This window comes from Klebsiella grimontii (assembly GCF_042137965.1).
Taxonomy (GTDB): Bacteria; Pseudomonadota; Gammaproteobacteria; order Enterobacterales; family Enterobacteriaceae; genus Klebsiella; species Klebsiella grimontii.
In genome coordinates this window covers 2,730,979-2,745,960 of record NZ_CP169721.1, presented here as the reverse complement: position 1 = coordinate 2,745,960, position 14,982 = coordinate 2,730,979, and the positions used below count along the sequence as shown (strand labels likewise).

General features: G+C 54.8%; 14 protein-coding genes. 7 read left to right on the top strand and 7 right to left on the bottom strand.

What is annotated here, in order from left to right; all coding sequences use genetic code 11:
- Positions 1 to 201: 201 nt before the first annotated feature.
- From ACE3MN_RS13065 to tolA, 6 genes are all read left to right on the top strand, one after another.
- On the top strand, positions 202 to 948 hold the full coding sequence (locus tag ACE3MN_RS13065) for an ATP-binding cassette domain-containing protein (RefSeq protein WP_024358147.1): 747 nt from the start codon (positions 202 to 204) through the stop codon (positions 946 to 948).
- 18 nt (positions 949 to 966) lie between these two features.
- The gene (locus ACE3MN_RS13060) at positions 967 to 1,968 is read left to right on the top strand and encodes an ABC transporter permease (protein ID WP_004136967.1); all 1,002 of its coding nucleotides are present in this window, start codon (positions 967 to 969) and stop codon (positions 1,966 to 1,968) included.
- A gap of 3 nt (positions 1,969 to 1,971) precedes the next feature.
- Positions 1,972 to 3,051 carry a phosphotriesterase gene (locus tag ACE3MN_RS13055; protein WP_064342710.1) on the top strand — a complete coding sequence of 360 codons (1,080 nt, stop codon included), beginning with the start codon at positions 1,972 to 1,974 and terminating at the stop codon, positions 3,049 to 3,051.
- 13 nt (positions 3,052 to 3,064) lie between these two features.
- Positions 3,065 to 3,820: a glutamine amidotransferase gene (locus tag ACE3MN_RS13050; RefSeq protein ID WP_024358145.1), complete on the top strand. Its 756-nt coding sequence runs from the start codon at positions 3,065 to 3,067 to the stop codon at positions 3,818 to 3,820.
- Positions 3,820 to 4,932, top strand: a complete 1,113-nt coding sequence (locus tag ACE3MN_RS13045; protein ID WP_049099541.1) for a M20 family metallopeptidase — start codon at positions 3,820 to 3,822, stop codon at positions 4,930 to 4,932. Before ACE3MN_RS13050 ends, ACE3MN_RS13045 begins: the two co-directional genes overlap by 1 nt.
- A gap of 171 nt (positions 4,933 to 5,103) precedes the next feature.
- On the top strand, positions 5,104 to 5,532 hold the full coding sequence (tolA, locus tag ACE3MN_RS13040) for a cell envelope integrity protein TolA (protein WP_024358143.1): 429 nt from the start codon (positions 5,104 to 5,106) through the stop codon (positions 5,530 to 5,532).
- A gap of 51 nt (positions 5,533 to 5,583) precedes the next feature.
- On the opposite strand, the gene ACE3MN_RS13035 is transcribed toward tolA, so the two are convergent.
- The 4 genes from ACE3MN_RS13035 to ttrS all read right to left on the bottom strand — a co-directional run bounded on the left by ACE3MN_RS13035 (position 5,584) and on the right by ttrS (position 11,141).
- Positions 5,584 to 7,548 carry a TonB-dependent receptor domain-containing protein gene (locus tag ACE3MN_RS13035; protein WP_049089816.1) on the bottom strand — a complete coding sequence of 655 codons (1,965 nt, stop codon included), beginning with the start codon at positions 7,546 to 7,548 and terminating at the stop codon, positions 5,584 to 5,586.
- 40 nt (positions 7,549 to 7,588) lie between these two features.
- On the bottom strand, positions 7,589 to 8,647 hold the full coding sequence (locus ACE3MN_RS13030) for a YncE family protein (RefSeq protein ID WP_154911018.1): 1,059 nt from the start codon (positions 8,645 to 8,647) through the stop codon (positions 7,589 to 7,591).
- Positions 8,648 to 8,806: 159 nt separating this feature from the next.
- Positions 8,807 to 9,394 carry a tetrathionate respiration response regulator TtrR gene (gene ttrR, locus ACE3MN_RS13025; RefSeq protein WP_024358141.1) on the bottom strand — a complete coding sequence of 196 codons (588 nt, stop codon included), beginning with the start codon at positions 9,392 to 9,394 and terminating at the stop codon, positions 8,807 to 8,809.
- The gene (ttrS, locus tag ACE3MN_RS13020) at positions 9,369 to 11,141 is read right to left on the bottom strand and encodes a tetrathionate respiration histidine kinase TtrS (RefSeq protein ID WP_004136430.1); all 1,773 of its coding nucleotides are present in this window, start codon (positions 11,139 to 11,141) and stop codon (positions 9,369 to 9,371) included. The genes ttrR and ttrS overlap by 26 nt, the downstream gene beginning before the upstream one ends.
- A 176-nt stretch (positions 11,142 to 11,317) precedes the next feature.
- Here ttrS and ACE3MN_RS13015 point away from each other — a divergent pair, with 176 nt between their 5' ends.
- Positions 11,318 to 11,821: a hypothetical protein gene (locus ACE3MN_RS13015; RefSeq protein WP_133116572.1), complete on the top strand. Its 504-nt coding sequence runs from the start codon at positions 11,318 to 11,320 to the stop codon at positions 11,819 to 11,821.
- A gap of 314 nt (positions 11,822 to 12,135) precedes the next feature.
- Here ACE3MN_RS13015 and ACE3MN_RS13010 read toward each other — a convergent pair whose 3' ends face one another.
- The 3 genes from ACE3MN_RS13010 to ACE3MN_RS13000 all read right to left on the bottom strand — a co-directional run bounded on the left by ACE3MN_RS13010 (position 12,136) and on the right by ACE3MN_RS13000 (position 14,956).
- Positions 12,136 to 13,110 (bottom strand): helix-turn-helix transcriptional regulator, encoded by a 975-nt coding sequence (locus ACE3MN_RS13010; RefSeq protein WP_004136428.1) that lies wholly within the window; start codon positions 13,108 to 13,110, stop codon positions 12,136 to 12,138.
- A 140-nt stretch (positions 13,111 to 13,250) separates the two neighbouring features.
- Complete coding sequence (locus ACE3MN_RS13005) at positions 13,251 to 14,537, bottom strand: FKBP-type peptidyl-prolyl cis-trans isomerase N-terminal domain-containing protein (protein ID WP_049130302.1); 1,287 nt, start codon at positions 14,535 to 14,537, stop codon at positions 13,251 to 13,253.
- The gene (locus ACE3MN_RS13000) at positions 14,534 to 14,956 is read right to left on the bottom strand and encodes a hypothetical protein (RefSeq protein WP_228732656.1); all 423 of its coding nucleotides are present in this window, start codon (positions 14,954 to 14,956) and stop codon (positions 14,534 to 14,536) included. Before ACE3MN_RS13000 ends, ACE3MN_RS13005 begins: the two co-directional genes overlap by 4 nt.
- Between the last annotated feature and the right edge of the window lie 26 nt (positions 14,957 to 14,982).

Below are 14,982 nucleotides of genomic sequence, written 5' to 3'. Positions count from 1 at the left end.
GTTCTTACTGGCGAACAAATATCTTACGTAGCGTTTGTCCTGACTGTGTTGGCGAGTGCTCCACTCCGCAGGTAAACCGGTTTACTAACATGTAAACCGTGTCGGAGGGGGCATTTTCCGCAGAATGGCGAACATTTTCCCGGCAACAGCGATGGGAGTTATCAGATGCAGCAGCCACACACTACCCCGCCAAGGGTGGAGATGATCAACATCACCAAGACCTACGGGTCGATACGTTCATTGCGCGGAGTCAATCTCGAGCTGGCTCCGGGCGAGGTGCTGGGCTTGGTGGGCGATAACGGCGCGGGGAAATCCACCCTGACCAAAGTACTCTCGGGGGCGGTGATCCCCTCCGGCGGCACGATTCGCATCGACGGCGAACAGCAGCAGTTCGCTAATCCGGCCGATTCGCGCCGCTGCCATATCGAGATGGTCTACCAGGATCTGTCGCTGTGCGACACGGTCGACGTCGCGGGCAATCTGTTTATGGGCCGCGAGCCGATGAAATCGGTCCTCGGTATCCCCTTTCTCGACGAGGCCAAAATGCACGCCGACGCCCGGGAGATGCTTAAAGGACTCGGGATCTCCATTCCGGATACCCGCCTGCTGGTGCGAAATCTCTCCGGCGGCCAGCGTCAGGCCATTGCCATCGCCCGCGCGGCGGCCTTTGACCCGAAAGTGCTGATTATGGATGAACCCACCGCCGCGCTGGCCGTCGCGGAAGTTGAGGCGGTGCTGGAGCTGATTCGCCGCGTTTCCGCTCGCGGCGTGAGCGTGATTCTGATTACCCACCGCCTGCAGGACCTGTTTCTGGTCTGCGACCGGATCATGGTGATGTATGAAGGTACTAACGTCGCCGACAGACGGGTGGCCGACACCAGCCTGAGCGATATCGTTAACCTGATTGTGGGCGAAAAATTCACCGCCCGCTCTGCGGCCGCACATTGAGGTAACAGGATGAGTATCATGAACTTAAGCAGCTCCCGCATGATCCAGCATTCGCTGCCGCGCCGCCTGCTGCATAACCACTCCGGCGTGGTCAGCATCGCGCTCTTTTTCGTCTTCTGCTGCGTGGTGTTCTCGCTGATCACCAGCAACTTTCTCACCGGCACCAACTGGCTCAACATTATCCGTCAAAGCGCCCCGCTGCTGATCGTCGCGACGGCAATGACCCTGGTCATTACCACCGGCGGCATCGACCTGTCGGTGGGTTCCACCCTCGCGCTGGTCGGCGCGCTTTCCGCTATCGCCCTGAACAACTGGGGACTGCCGTGGCCGGTGGTTTTGCTCGGCGGCCTGTTGCTCGGCGGCATCGTTGGCGCCATCAACGGCTTCTTTATCGCCTATGAGGGCATACCGGCGTTTATCGTCACCCTCGCCACCCTGGCTGTGGTTCGCGGCATCGCGCTGCTGGTCACCCAGGGCTACTCGATCCCGGTTCCGGCTGACAGCCTGTTTACCTTTATTGGCCGCGCGTGGGTTGTGGGAATCCCTATGCCTGCGTTGATCGGCATTATGATTCTGCTTATCGGGCACATCGTTCTCAACCATATGCGTTTTGGCCGCTACGTGACGGCTATCGGCGCCAACGCCGAAGGCGCGCGACGCAGCGGGATTAACACCAAAGCGGTGACCATGAAGGTCTATATCATCAGCGGCATGGCCGCCGCGCTGGCGGGGATGATTATCACCGCGCGCCTCGGCAGCGGCTCCTCCAACCAGGGCGAAGGTTTTGAACTGCAGGTCATCGCCGCCGTGGTGCTCGGCAGTACCAGCCTGTTTGGCGGCTTCGGCACCATTATCGGCACGCTGCTGGGCGCGCTGTCGATTGCGGTGATTCAGAACGGGCTGATCCTGTCGCATATTTCGCCGTTCTACACCCAGATCGCCACCGGCACTATTATCCTGCTGGCTATCTGGCTGAACACCCGCATTCTCAACCCCGCGCGCTCCGCGGCAAAAGGATAGCAGATGAAAGGATCAATTTTTCGCCATCCCGACCCGCTGCCGGTCGGCGTCAGCAGCGGTTACGTGATGACGGTGCTCGGCCCGCTGCCGATAAGTGAAATGGGCGTGACGCTGATGCATGAGCATATTCTGCTGGATGCCTCCGGCAAATGGGTGCCGCCCTGCTGCTGTAGCGATCGCCATCTTGCCGAAATGCCGGTGAAAATGGAAAACCTCGGCGAACTGTCGCTGAACCCGCTGATGAGCCGCGATAACTGTCAGCTGTTTGACGTCGACGTCGCGATTGAAGAGCTGACGAAATATCGCGCCCTTGGCGGGGAAACGGTAGTCGATCCGACCAATATCGGCATTGGCCGCGATCCCAAAGCGCTGGCGCGTATCGCCCGTCTGACCGGCCTGAACATTATTATGGGCACCGGCCTCTATCTGGAACCCTCGCACCCCGAGTGGGTTAGAACCAGCAGCGTTGAACGGCTGACCGAGCGGCTAATCTACGATCTTGGCGGCGGGGAAGAGAAACCGGAGGTGCTCGCCGGGCTCATCGGCGAAATCGGTATCTCAAGCCGCTTTACCCCGGATGAGGAGAAATCCCTGCGCGCTGCGGGCCGGGCCAGCGCCGCGACCGGCGTGCCGATCGAGGTCCACCTGCCCGGCTGGGAACGGCTGGGTCACCGCGTACTGGACATTCTCGAGCAGGAAGGCGCCGATCTGCGCCATACGGTGCTGTGCCATATGAATCCCAGCTTTGCCGATAAGCGCTACCAGCGGGAGCTGGCGCAGCGCGGGGCGTTTCTCGAATACGACATGATCGGCATGAGCTATTACTACGCCGACGAGTCGGCGCAGTCGCCCTCCGACGAGGAGAACGCCCGCGCAATTCGCGAGCTAATTGACGACGGCTATATCCAGCAAATTTTGCTATCGCAGGACGTCTTCCTGAAAACCATGCTCACCCGCTACGGCGGCCACGGTTACGGCTACATACTCAAGCATTTTGTTCCCCGCCTGCGGCGCCACGGCGTCAGCGGCGAACAGCTTGAAACCTTGATGATTGGAAATCCCCAACGGGTCTTCGGCGGATAAAAGGAAAGTCATAATGCAGAAAAAAATCTTACTGGTCGGTGAATCCTGGACCAGCACGTCAACACACGTTAAAGGCTTCGATCAGTTCGCCACCGCCACCTGGCACACCGGCGCGACGGATTTTCTGGCGGCGCTCGCGGACAGTGCCTACGCCATTACCTACATGCCCGCCCACGCGGCGGCGACAGACTTTCCGCTGACGCTAGAAGCGCTGCAGCAGTGGGATGCGATTATTCTGTCGGATATCGGCGCCAATACGCTGCTGCTGCATCCGGACACCTGGCTGAAAAGCCGCCGAACCGCCAACCGTCTGACGCTTTTGCATGACTACGTGGCCGGCGGCGGGTCGCTGATGATGATCGGCGGCTATTACAGCTTCCAGGGAATCAACGGCGGCGCGCGTTATCGTAATACCGCGGTGGAGAAAGTGCTGCCGGTCCGCTGCCTGGCATGGGACGATCGCATTGAAACGCCGGAAGGTTGCTATGCCGAGGTGACGGAATCCCACGCCCTGTTTAACGATATTCCGGGCGAATGGCCGTGGCTGCTGGGTTATAACGAAGTCGAAATGCATCCGGAGGGCAAACTGCTGGCGACGGTCGCCGGTACCGGTCATCCGCTGCTGGCCGTTCGCGAATATCAACAGGGTCGCTCGCTGGTGTGGACCAGCGATATGTCGGCACACTGGCTGCCGGAAGAGTTTGCCAAATGGCCCGGCTATCGCCAGCTGTGGATTAACTGCCTTGACTGGCTGACGGAACATCGCTGATGACCAACACCCTTGAACTCGCCCGGCAGCTGCTGGGCTTTAACACCATCAACCCGCCGGGCAGCGAAGCGGACTGCATGCGGTACTTTGCCGACTGGCTTAACGCTAACGGTTTTGCAGTTTCGCTGTCGTCATTCGGCGAGGGTCGCAGCAATCTGATCGCCAGGCTCCCCGGGGCAACGCCTGGTAAACCGCTGGCCTTTACCGGGCATCTGGATACCGTGCCGCTGGGAAATGCCCGGTGGCGGTACGACCCTTTCGGCTCGCAGATGGAAGACGGGCGCCTTTATGGACGCGGGTCCAGCGATATGAAAGCGGCGATAGCGGCGTTTGCCGTCGCCTGCGTTCAGCAGCGGGAAACGATCCTCGCCGGGCGCGGCGCGGTATTGCTGATTACCGGCGGGGAAGAAACGGGCTGCGACGGCGCGCGGGCGTTGATCGCCTCCGCGCCGTTGCCGGAAGTGGGCGCGCTGATCGTCGGCGAGCCCACCGCCAATTATCCGGTTATCGGCCATAAAGGCGCGCTCTGGCTACGCTGCGAAACGCGGGGAAAAACCGCCCACGGCGCGATGCCGGAGCTGGGGATTAATGCTATCTATCTGGCGGCGGATGCGCTGGCTAAAATCCAACATTTTTCGCCGGGCGCGCCGCATCCGCTGATGAAGCAGCCCACGGTAAACGTCGGACGTATTGAAGGCGGGCTAAATATTAATTCCGTGCCGGACCGCACGCGTTTCGATGTCGATATCCGCAGCGCGCCTGATTTACAGCACGCCACCATCCGCCAGCGGTTGACCACGCTGCTTGGCGAGAGCGTCACGGTGTCGACGCTGGTCGATCTGCCCGCAGTACTCAGCGAACAGGATCACGCGTGGATAAAACAGGTTTATCAGCGCTGCCAGCCGCTGCACGATCGGCCGCTTGAGCCGCGGGTGGTGCCCTACTTTACCGACGCCTCGCTGCTGCTGCCGGCGTTGGGCAATCCGCCCTGTATCATTCTCGGCCCCGGCGAGCCGTCTATGGCTCATCAAACCGACGAGTACTGCCTGCTCAGCCGGCTGGAGGAGGCTGAACAGCTGTACGGGAACCTGATTCGCGACTGGATGGCGTAAATCGGCCGCGGCGAAGGCAAAAAACACGTGACAGCGTCACTTAATGCCGCTGCCGCGCGTTCAATCCGCCGCAGGAAAAATCAGCGATTAGCGTTTGAATAAAATCGCGGAATAACAGAGGATAACCGCCTCGCATCCGGAATAGCTCATCGCCAGCAAGGAGGCATTACCATGTTCGTGAAAATCAGCCCGCTGCTCATTTGCCCCCTCGCTTTACTCCTTTCCGCCTGCTCGGGTAGTGCTTCTGCGCCGGACAGCACCGAAGACGCTAAAATATCGGCAGAAGTGGATAAGATACTTCGCGATTATCAAACGGGTTCAGATACTTCACCGCAGGCCAATGCCTCACGCTATCTGACCCAGATCCAGAAGGCTATCTTCGCTAAGATAGACCAGCCGGCGTCCAGGCAAGGGCAAACATGCTCGGTGCGCTTAACGCTACAGCGTGACGGGACGGTGGAGAATCCAACGGTCGAGAACGGCGATCCGGCGCTATGCGCGGAGGTGATGTCCGCGCTGAAACAAGCCACAATCCCGCCTGCGCCAGACGAAAAAACCTATCAAACATTCAGTCATGTCGTTCTGGACTTCAGGCCCTGACAGATCTTTGTGGGATCCTTTCGCAGAGGCCATTCGGCCCCTGCTTCATTGTCAGAACTCAATGCGCCCGCCGAAATTATAGCGCCGCCCTTCCAGCATCGCCGTCTGCCGGTAGGCGGTGGTGTAAACCGGATTTACATCAAACAGATTGTAGATCCCGCTCATCAGGGTGACGCGCTTAGTCAGGTGGTAACGCGCGCCTAAATCCACCAGCGCGTAGGCGTCCGTTGCGCTGGACTTGCCGATATCCGGCGATCTGCTGCGCCAGCTGGCCCTGGTCCATAGTTCCAGATCGGAAGTGGTGTTCCACGTCAGCGAAACGTTGGCCATACTGCTGGGGAAATCGTTTAGCGCATAGCCTTTATACTCGCCGCTTTTCTGTTCGCTGTGGGTGTAGGTATAGTTGGCGTTCGCCTTCAGCGCTGCGGTCACCTGCCAGTCGCCGTTCAGCTCCACACCGTAGATCTGCGCATCACCGACGTTAATATATTGCGACACGCTATCGGCGGTATAGCCGTTGTATTGGCACTTCTGGGTAGCCGATGAGGTACAGATGGTATGGTCGCTGATTTTATCTTTAAATTTGGTGTAAAAAAGGGTGGCGTCGAGCGCCAGGGCATCCCGCTGCCAGTACACGCCCAGCTCGGTATTGATGCTTTGTTCCGGCTTGAGATCGTCGTTGCCAATACCGATTTCAGAATAAGGATAAGCCCCGTAGACGCTGGTAAAACCGGCATTATTCTGGCGTAAATCCGGTTTTTTATAGCCGGCGGACACGCCCCCTTTCAGCGCCCAGGTTTCGTCAATGGCCCAGTTACCGTACAGCTTAGGCGTAACGTGATAACCGAAATAGCTATCATGATCGAGGCGCGCCGAGGTCGTCAGGGTAAAGTCCGGGACGATCATCCACGCGTCTTCCGCGAATACCGCCCAGCCGTGGCGGGTAATTTTACTGACCGGGGTGACGCCGGGCGCCTGTTTGTCCGCGATACCGAAGGTGTCATTCAGTTCGTTGCGCGTAAAGTTGACGCCTAACGTCAGCTTGTGATCGGCCAGCGTAAAGGTGTTCGCGCTATTGGCCTCAAAATTATTCTGCTTAATAAACTGCGGGTCCATGCCGGGCACGCGATATTCCGTGCGGGCCTTTTCGTAGCTGATAAAGTTCTTCACCTCCAGCAGGTCATCACCGTACCACGCATGCTGTGACAGCGAGGCCGCATCGCGGTCAAAACCCCAGTACCACTCTTTGTCGTTATGGGTTTTCTCCTGATTGCCTTTGGTGGCGTTCAGATCCCAGAGCTGGGTATCGGTTGGCGACAGAGAAATCGTGGCATCCAGATTTCCGGACTGATGTTTAACAAAACGTTCTTTCGTGGGGCTGTCATCATCGCGACGATCAAGATAATCCGCGCCCACGCTGACCCCGAGTTTACCCGGCACTACCGGCCCCATAAAGAACGCGTTAGTCTGGTTGGTGTTGCCGTATTCGCTTTTCTCCTGCAGGAAGTAATTATCCTCCAGCACCCCCGTCCATGCGTCGAGGTTATACGCCTTTTTGGTGATGACGTTGACCACGCCGCCAATAGCGTCAGAGCCGTACAACGAGGACATCGGCCCGCGAATGACCTCAATCCGTTCAATAGCGGCCAGCGGCGGCATAAACGCCGCTTCCGTCCCAATATGATGCCCGTAGGGACGAGATTCGCGGGTAGATTGCTTGATGCCGTTCACCATATACGAGGTATAGGTCGAATCCATGCCGCGCATCTGAACATCGCCGGTCGCCAGGCTGCCGTGACCGTTGCCCACCAGCACGCCCGGCATCTCGCGCAACGCTTCGGATATGTTCTGGTTTGAGCGGGTATTCAGCGCCTTCTCATCGAGCACCGAGATCGTCGCCGGCGCCTCGCGTCGCTCCTGGCTGAACCCGCTGGCGGTGACGACCATCTGCTCTTCGTTTACCGAAGCGCCATCTGCGGCGAAGGCTGCCGCGGGTAGATTCAAGGCGAGCGCCATCGCCACGTCCAGGCGTGTTTTTATCGTCACAAAAAAATCCTTAGAATTTAGTTAGATCAATCTTGAGAACGTAGTCAGCCTGGTCGCTTTTTTCGTCCTGTTTGACGCTGGCATAGAGCGTTCCGCCATCCGCTGAAAGCACCAGGCTGTTGGGCATGGCCGCCGTTTTGATGGTGTGTTTGATATGGTTGGTTTTCGCGTCGATGACGCTTATCGAGCGATCGTTACGATGGGTCACATAGATTTCATCGCGCCCGGCGTGATAGAGCACGGCGATGGAGTTTGGCGAAGCGATACGATCGACCAGCTTGCCGGAGTCCAGCCGCACCACCAGCACATCGCGGGTATTGGTATCGGCGATATATCCGACTCCGGCGGCGCTGTTCAGGGCGATATTGAGGAAATAATGCTCCGATTCAGCCGGGTCGACCTTCACCCGGGAAAGCAGTTTCGACGTTTTGCCATCGAGGGTAACCAACTCCCCGTTGCCGGTCACCGCATAAACCTTCTCACCCGCGGTAGCAACGGCAAACCCCACCGGGTCGATGTTCTTCAACGTATCAATTAGCTGCTGCTTGCGGGTATCGACCACCCAAAGCAGGCCCTGGCCCTTGCGCCCGATCCCTGACACATACAGACGCTGGTTTAGCTTATCCAGCACCACTTCGCGGACGTGGGCCTGTTTCTCCGGATCTGAATCATCGCTGAGCTGAAGCGTTTTAATCACCCTATTGGTCTGCGTATCCAGCAGCGTCAGCGAACCATCCAGCGCATTGCCCAAATACAGGATATGGTTTTCTTCATCCAGAGAGAGCGCAAAGGCGCGGCGTTCGGTGGCGATTTTCTCATCAATCCGCAGAGAGTCGGCCGCAAGTCGAAACACGACGCCCGCCGTTTTATCTTTATCAAATGAGGGCGCGGAGGCGGCATACAGCGCCTTCTGACCGCGATCATAGGCCAGTTCATAAACGCCATGGCCAAGAGGCTGAGAGCGGAATTCCCGCTCGCTGAAATCTTTTGCCGACGCAGAAAGCGCATGCAGAGAAAACGAAATGACCAGCGCGCCGCGCACGGCTTTCTTCAGGGATGCGATAGACATGTAATTTTTCTTTACAGTATTTTACGGAATGCAAACAATAATGAAAATGAATATCGTTTGCAATTACATATTCCTCCCTCTTCCCTACCATTTATTGTGTTGTGATAGACGCCGCTGCGGTGTAGGTGCCGGCGGCCATACCGCCATGTTGAGAACCCATCACCGGGTAACCCGCTGTAATTTGCTGACTAACTCCGCCAGGCTCCCCGCCTGCATTTTCTCCATCACCCTCGCCCGATGAACCTCCACCGTGCGTACGGCAATACTCATCGCCTGCGCAATCTCCCGATTCATGAGCCCTTTCATCACCAGCAGCGCAAGTTCTCTCTCTTTGGGGGTAAGTTGCTGATAGCAATCGACGACTTTTTTCTGTGCAAAGCGCTCGCCGGAGACCGTGAGCCCATGTTCCAGCGCCGCCTGCAGCGGTTTTAGCGAAACCGGCTTTTGCAGAAAATCCACCGCACCGCGTTTCATCTCCTCTACCGCCATCGGCACGTCGCCATGCCCGGTCAGAAACACCACCGCCAGGGTACTACCGCGCTGACGCAGCGCCTCGTGAACCGCCTGGCCGTCCAGCACCGGCATCCGCATGTCCAGCAGCACAACACCGACCTGATACAGATCGGCCTGCGCAAGGAACCGTTCCCCCTCTTCCCAGCACACCGCCTCATAGCCCAGGCTCTCCAGTAAAAAAGCGCATGCCCGGGTCACTGCCGGATCGTCATCTAAGAGATGAATTATCGCCATTGTCGCTCCGCTCTTCTTGATGCGTGAATGCCAGTACCACTACCGCGCCGGGCCGTCCATCGGGCGCCGTTTGATTCCTTATGCCGATCTCTCCCCGGCCATAACGCACCAGCCGCTGACAGATAACCAGCCCCAGCCCCATTCCCTCTTGCCGGCTGCTCTTAAACGGCTGGAATGCCTGCGCTAGCTGCGCGTCATCGATACCGCCGGCGTTATCCTGCAGGACGATCCTCACGCTTCCGGCATCGCGAACGGCATCAATCCACAGCATCTTCGCTCCGGCCTGCGCCGCATTGAGGATCAGATTCGCCAGCACCTGCTCAAGCAGAACAGGCGGTAAGACGATGGTCAGGGCGTGGTCTATGTTGCTTATCATCCGAAGTCCGGGAAACTGTCGCGGCACGTGCAGCCACTGCCAGACATTATCAATCGCCTGAACAATGCGAACGCTCTCCCACTTTTCGGCCGTAACGGATTCTCCTTGCGCCTGGCTCACCCAAAGCCGCAGATTACGCAGCGTCTCCGCCCCGCGCTGCGCCTGAAGATCAATGTTCTCCAGCGCCGACAGTAAAGGGTGCTGCGGATCCTGCTTCTGCAAGCGGATCGAACAGCCCTGAGCATAGTGCCGGATAGCCGACAGCGGCTGATTTAACTCATGTGCGAAACCCGAAGTCATTTCGCCGAGTACGCTTATTTGACGGGCCGTTTCAAGGGCCTGCTCCTGCTCGCGCAGCCGGATGGCGCTGCGTTCAAGCTGCCTGCCGCGCCGTCGCACCAGCAGCATCACCCAGATATAATTGAGTATCAGTAGTATCAATATCAGCCCGGCTCCCGCCACCAGCAGGCGATTCTGAACAAACCAGTTCCTGACATCCATCCATAACAGTCGCTGCTGAGGATGCTGTTTCAGTTCGCGCATGAGCGCTTCGGCCTGGCTGGTTGAGGCAGGCGCGCCCCAACGAAAAACCGCATTATCAGGCGCATTAAGCAACACGCGGGTCACGCGATCGGCCACCTCGTCGCTTACGGTGGGCAGCGCGGCAAAAGACCAGTCTCTGTAAAGCCGGGTACTGGTTACGCAAGGTGCGGATTCCGGGCGTGTTATCAGCGCGACAAAATCAACTTTATCAATCAGCCCCTCTTCATCCATCATTTCCAGCAGACACGCCGGAACAATGGCTGCCTGCACGGCATTTTCGCGCAGCAGATAAATAAGCGCATCGGCTGGAAATCCGGTGAAGCGCAGATGGAGATCGCTGTCTGGCCGCAATCCGGCATCGCTCAGCGCTTTGTATCCCAACAGGTAGCCGCCAAAAGCCAGGGGATCGATGGCGCCAACCGTTTTCCCGATCAAATCCATAGGCGTCTTAATTTCACCGTCGCGACGGGCCAGGATGACGCTTCCTATTATGTTCTTCACGCCATGAGAAGCGCGCAATGAGGCCAGCCAACGTAAGGGGAAATGAGTATTTAGTTGAACAAACTGCCCGGGGTGGGTCACGACAAACTGCACGCTACCGTTCTTGACCGCTTCCTGCATCTCATGGAGATCCAGCGGACGAATATGGAACTGCTGATCCGGCATCTGCTGATTCAGAAATGATTCCAGCGGCTGCCAGCTGCTGCGAGCAATGGCATCGCCGCGAATCGACAGCAGACCGATATACCATGAGTCCGCCCGTGCCGGACAGATCAGCAGTAATGTAGAGATCAGCAGCGCCAAACGCCCCATCGTTTTCGCTCCCACTCAACCATCCCTTTCACTATATTGATTTAAATCAACTATTAGACGGGTATGTGGTTAACCACAATAGCGATCCCCCCGCCGAGATTTTTACACTACGAATCATCAACACTGTTTATGTATCACAAGCAAGTCAATGATGTTGTAAATATTTCTTAGCCGCCGCGCGAGGGGAAAATATGGGCAAAAGTAAACTACCGTTTCTTGGGCAGTCGGGCATTGCGAGCGCCGACGCTTCTCGGGTTCCGCACATCCAGGCAAAAAAAGAACAGGTTCGGTCTCGCTCCCAGGAGATCGGCTGGCTCTTGTGGGCGTTACAGTATGTTTTTTTTATCGGCGTGGCGCTGTTTGTCTCTGTCCGCTGCGGGAGCAAAAAGCTGACGCCGCTGCGCGAGAGACGCGTGGACCTTCATCAAACCGCCTGTTCCGGGTGTTTTTATGTCTCTTCAACTCCGAAGTCGAAGATGCCCCGGAGTGCACCATTGACTCTGTTATTCAGCCGGGCGTTTACGGCACCATTTTCTGCTAAACGTTACGCCGTCATCGATCGGCGGATTTATACCGCGGGCCATTTCCGCGCTCGGCATGCTGATGTTCTGGCACATGGTATTGTGTCGTTATATTTTTGCCCTCTATCCCCAGCCCACCGTTCCGGGTTGCGGGACCTGCCAGCCGCGGCTTAGCGCGCTGACTCACTGACCGATTTTTTTGCCATGCGGATCCGCTCGTGAGGGGGCATGGCGTTGGTTACCGGCCAGGGACCTCCCCGCCGGCTGGCGTATTTCTGATGATAAATAAAGCGTTAAATTGATAAGAGATAGAGCCTGAGCACCCGCCTCCTGAATGAGACGTTCTTCTTTATAACCTCAACACCACTGCGCGCCGTTTTTTCTGATAAGGCGCAATAATAGCATTAGTATATTTAATCATTTATGAAAAAATGAGTTAACGATATTCTTATTCAAGCGAGACAGCGTATTGTATAGTTGTCCTGTGCTTAACTTGCTAATTTCCAGCGTAGCGTATTACTTCTCCCGCTCCCGGTTTTAATGCTTATTACGGCTCCGGAGTTTTCCATCTGGCATAATAAATAGCGCATGCTGTAAATACTAATATCCATTTCGTTGGCGATCTCTCGTGTCGTCAGCCAGATTTCACTTTCGGATTGTTTTAAATGTAAACGACTGGTCGTCAGGCGTTTCATGCTTTGTAACGTACGGTACTTATCATCTGATTCATCACCGCCTTCAGGAGAAAGTTTTGTTTTCCAGATAAGCCGATCGTCAGCATATTCCGGAACATGATGCTGGATAATTTCAGCGTATTTTTTTGAAACAGCCTGAGAGCCTAACCACAGTACGAAGTCGCTATACCTTTTTATATTGAGTTTACGCATAATAGAACGGCGATAGCTGCTCAATGCTTTTATAGAACAACCCATTTTTTGCGAAATTTCATGATGCCCCAAGCCTTGACTTAAATACCCTAGCATCAACTGTTCTCGCCATACCAGTTGGTAAGGCCCAGGGCATTTAGAGCAGTTTGGCTTACGCAGATCCGGAGGGCCGCTCATCGAGTCAGCGAAAAATAAAGAAAACAATTTTCTACGAATAGTGGCCACGGAGTTTCTCATGGTAATAACGGCATTGATGACCGGACAGTTAATATTCCGATCGTAATGCTCGCTACGCGGATATACGCTTAACCATTTTTTACCTAACATTTTGAACTTATATTCATTGTGTGTACGGAACTCATGACACCCCACCCAATCAAACACTTTTTCACCCGGCGTGTGGAATTTCACGATCAGATCCGCGGCCATAGGCTCGCTAGTCTTAGAGATAATCACTCCGCCCTGATACTCCTCTTCAAACAACTCTTTCAACAGGAATATAAGCCCCATGGAAAAATAATTATTCTCAGTTGCTATATGCACTGGCAAGTGTAGTGGTTTAGCAGTAGGTACCATAATGAACCTCCTTCCGGTTTGATTCAGCTCGTCCTGTTTACATATATGAGCTTAAGTTAATTATACAATTGAATTAGTACAAAGACTCTCGAGTACACGAATTATATATTAAAAGAAAAGTAAATATTTAACCTTTACATTTACATTGTACGTTGTTTAACCACTCGAACTTTCCAATGCTCGACATAGTTTCCCCGTTCTGCCGGGTCGCCGTATTCATTTACTTTCACCGCTAATTCGGCTTCACCATTCAAGCGTATTTTTTTTGCAACCACCCGCAGCCAGGTCGGCAGCTCGCTAATTTTTTCTTGCAGTACCAGACCAGAAAGATCGGAGTCTGCAATCAAGGTTCCGTCAGTCAGACGACGTATAAACGAAAGCGTTAATTCGGTTGCCGACTCATTGTCGGGTAATACCTCGTTACCGGTATGGATGACCCGGAACCAGGCTTCGTTACCGGCAGCTAATGTATTTTCCTGTTTAATAAAGTTATGCAACCATTCCTGGTCGCGTACCTCCTTGTTTTTCATGGTTTTCTTTATAGCATCGCTGACGCGCTGATTAGCCCTGGCAAGATGTTGTTCAAACGCCTCCTGAGACAGGCGGCGTTCTCCGCGTAGCGTTTCCGTTATCCCCGCCAGAAATAATTTACGATCAATCTGAACACCTTGTTCATTTCGCTGTTCAAGCAGTTCAACAATATCAACACCCATCGCCATACCGGCGGCAAAATCCGCTAAATCTTGTTCACTTGTAGGGAGTGGTGGATACTTTGCCAGCTTCAGATTTTTTTGCATTTCCTGCGTCAAACGCTTCCACTGCCCATTCTCCGCCTCCAGCTTGCCGAGTTTTGTCATAATTAAATGACGTTCTTTGTCTTTATTTTTTAAAATAACATTTTCACCCTCACGCTGGGCTAACTTATCGCGCATGATTTTTATTTCGTCTTTCTGTTTCAGATATAGCTCTTGTATCATTCGCTCTGAAGGCGAGGCGGAAATATGTTGAATAACCGATTTCAGCCAGCGGCCTAAGATACGAGAATCAGGTAGATAAACGTCTGTTTCGTTCTTGTTTATTATTTTTTGCTCCCTCCTCACCTCCGGATATTTGATAACGCCAGAAGGCGGAATATCAGGAGTTTTCGCAGATTTTTCATCTCTCTCTTTTATTTTTGCCGGCGCCGTTGTGGCTTTCACCGCGACGGACGGCCTGGCGTTAATCTTTTCTTTAGCAGACGCTTTTGGCGGCGTCTTTGATTTTTCCCGCGGCGCAGGACGTCTCTCTTCCTGCGATTGCACGCTGCTTTTATTGACTTCTTCGCGCTGGGTCCAATCCCTGGCATAGTTTAAAACATCGGCCTGAACGCATGGAATCATCGTGACACCGAGAATGAAGACGATTGCATTCCCTGCTCGATGACTCATTCGAGTTTATCCCCTGTTGGTTTGACTGCCAGACTATTTAGCATTTCTCCACGGATCTCTGAACATAGTTTTACCGCCTGGAACTTATATAAAGCATCAATGGCATGACGCGTTTCTGGATTTACTGAGTTACGCACGGTGGTATATCCGGAAGCTCCGTGCATGACACGCTCAAACCGGGCCTTTAATTCGGCATATCTGAGTTGATTAACAGTTCCCAATGCGTTTAACTCTTTTTCACACTGTACCATATCGACTTCTCCTTCCGGATTTGTCGGCGGCGCAACCGCTTCCCCTGAGGAAGTCACCAGCGATGGTGCTTTTTTAGGAACACAGCCGGTTAAAAAAAATCCCGCAATGATAACTGCGACAACGCCTGATTTAATCATTATTTTCATAACTCCAGAATTAATATTCATCGCTATTTCTTCATCGCCAGCGTGAC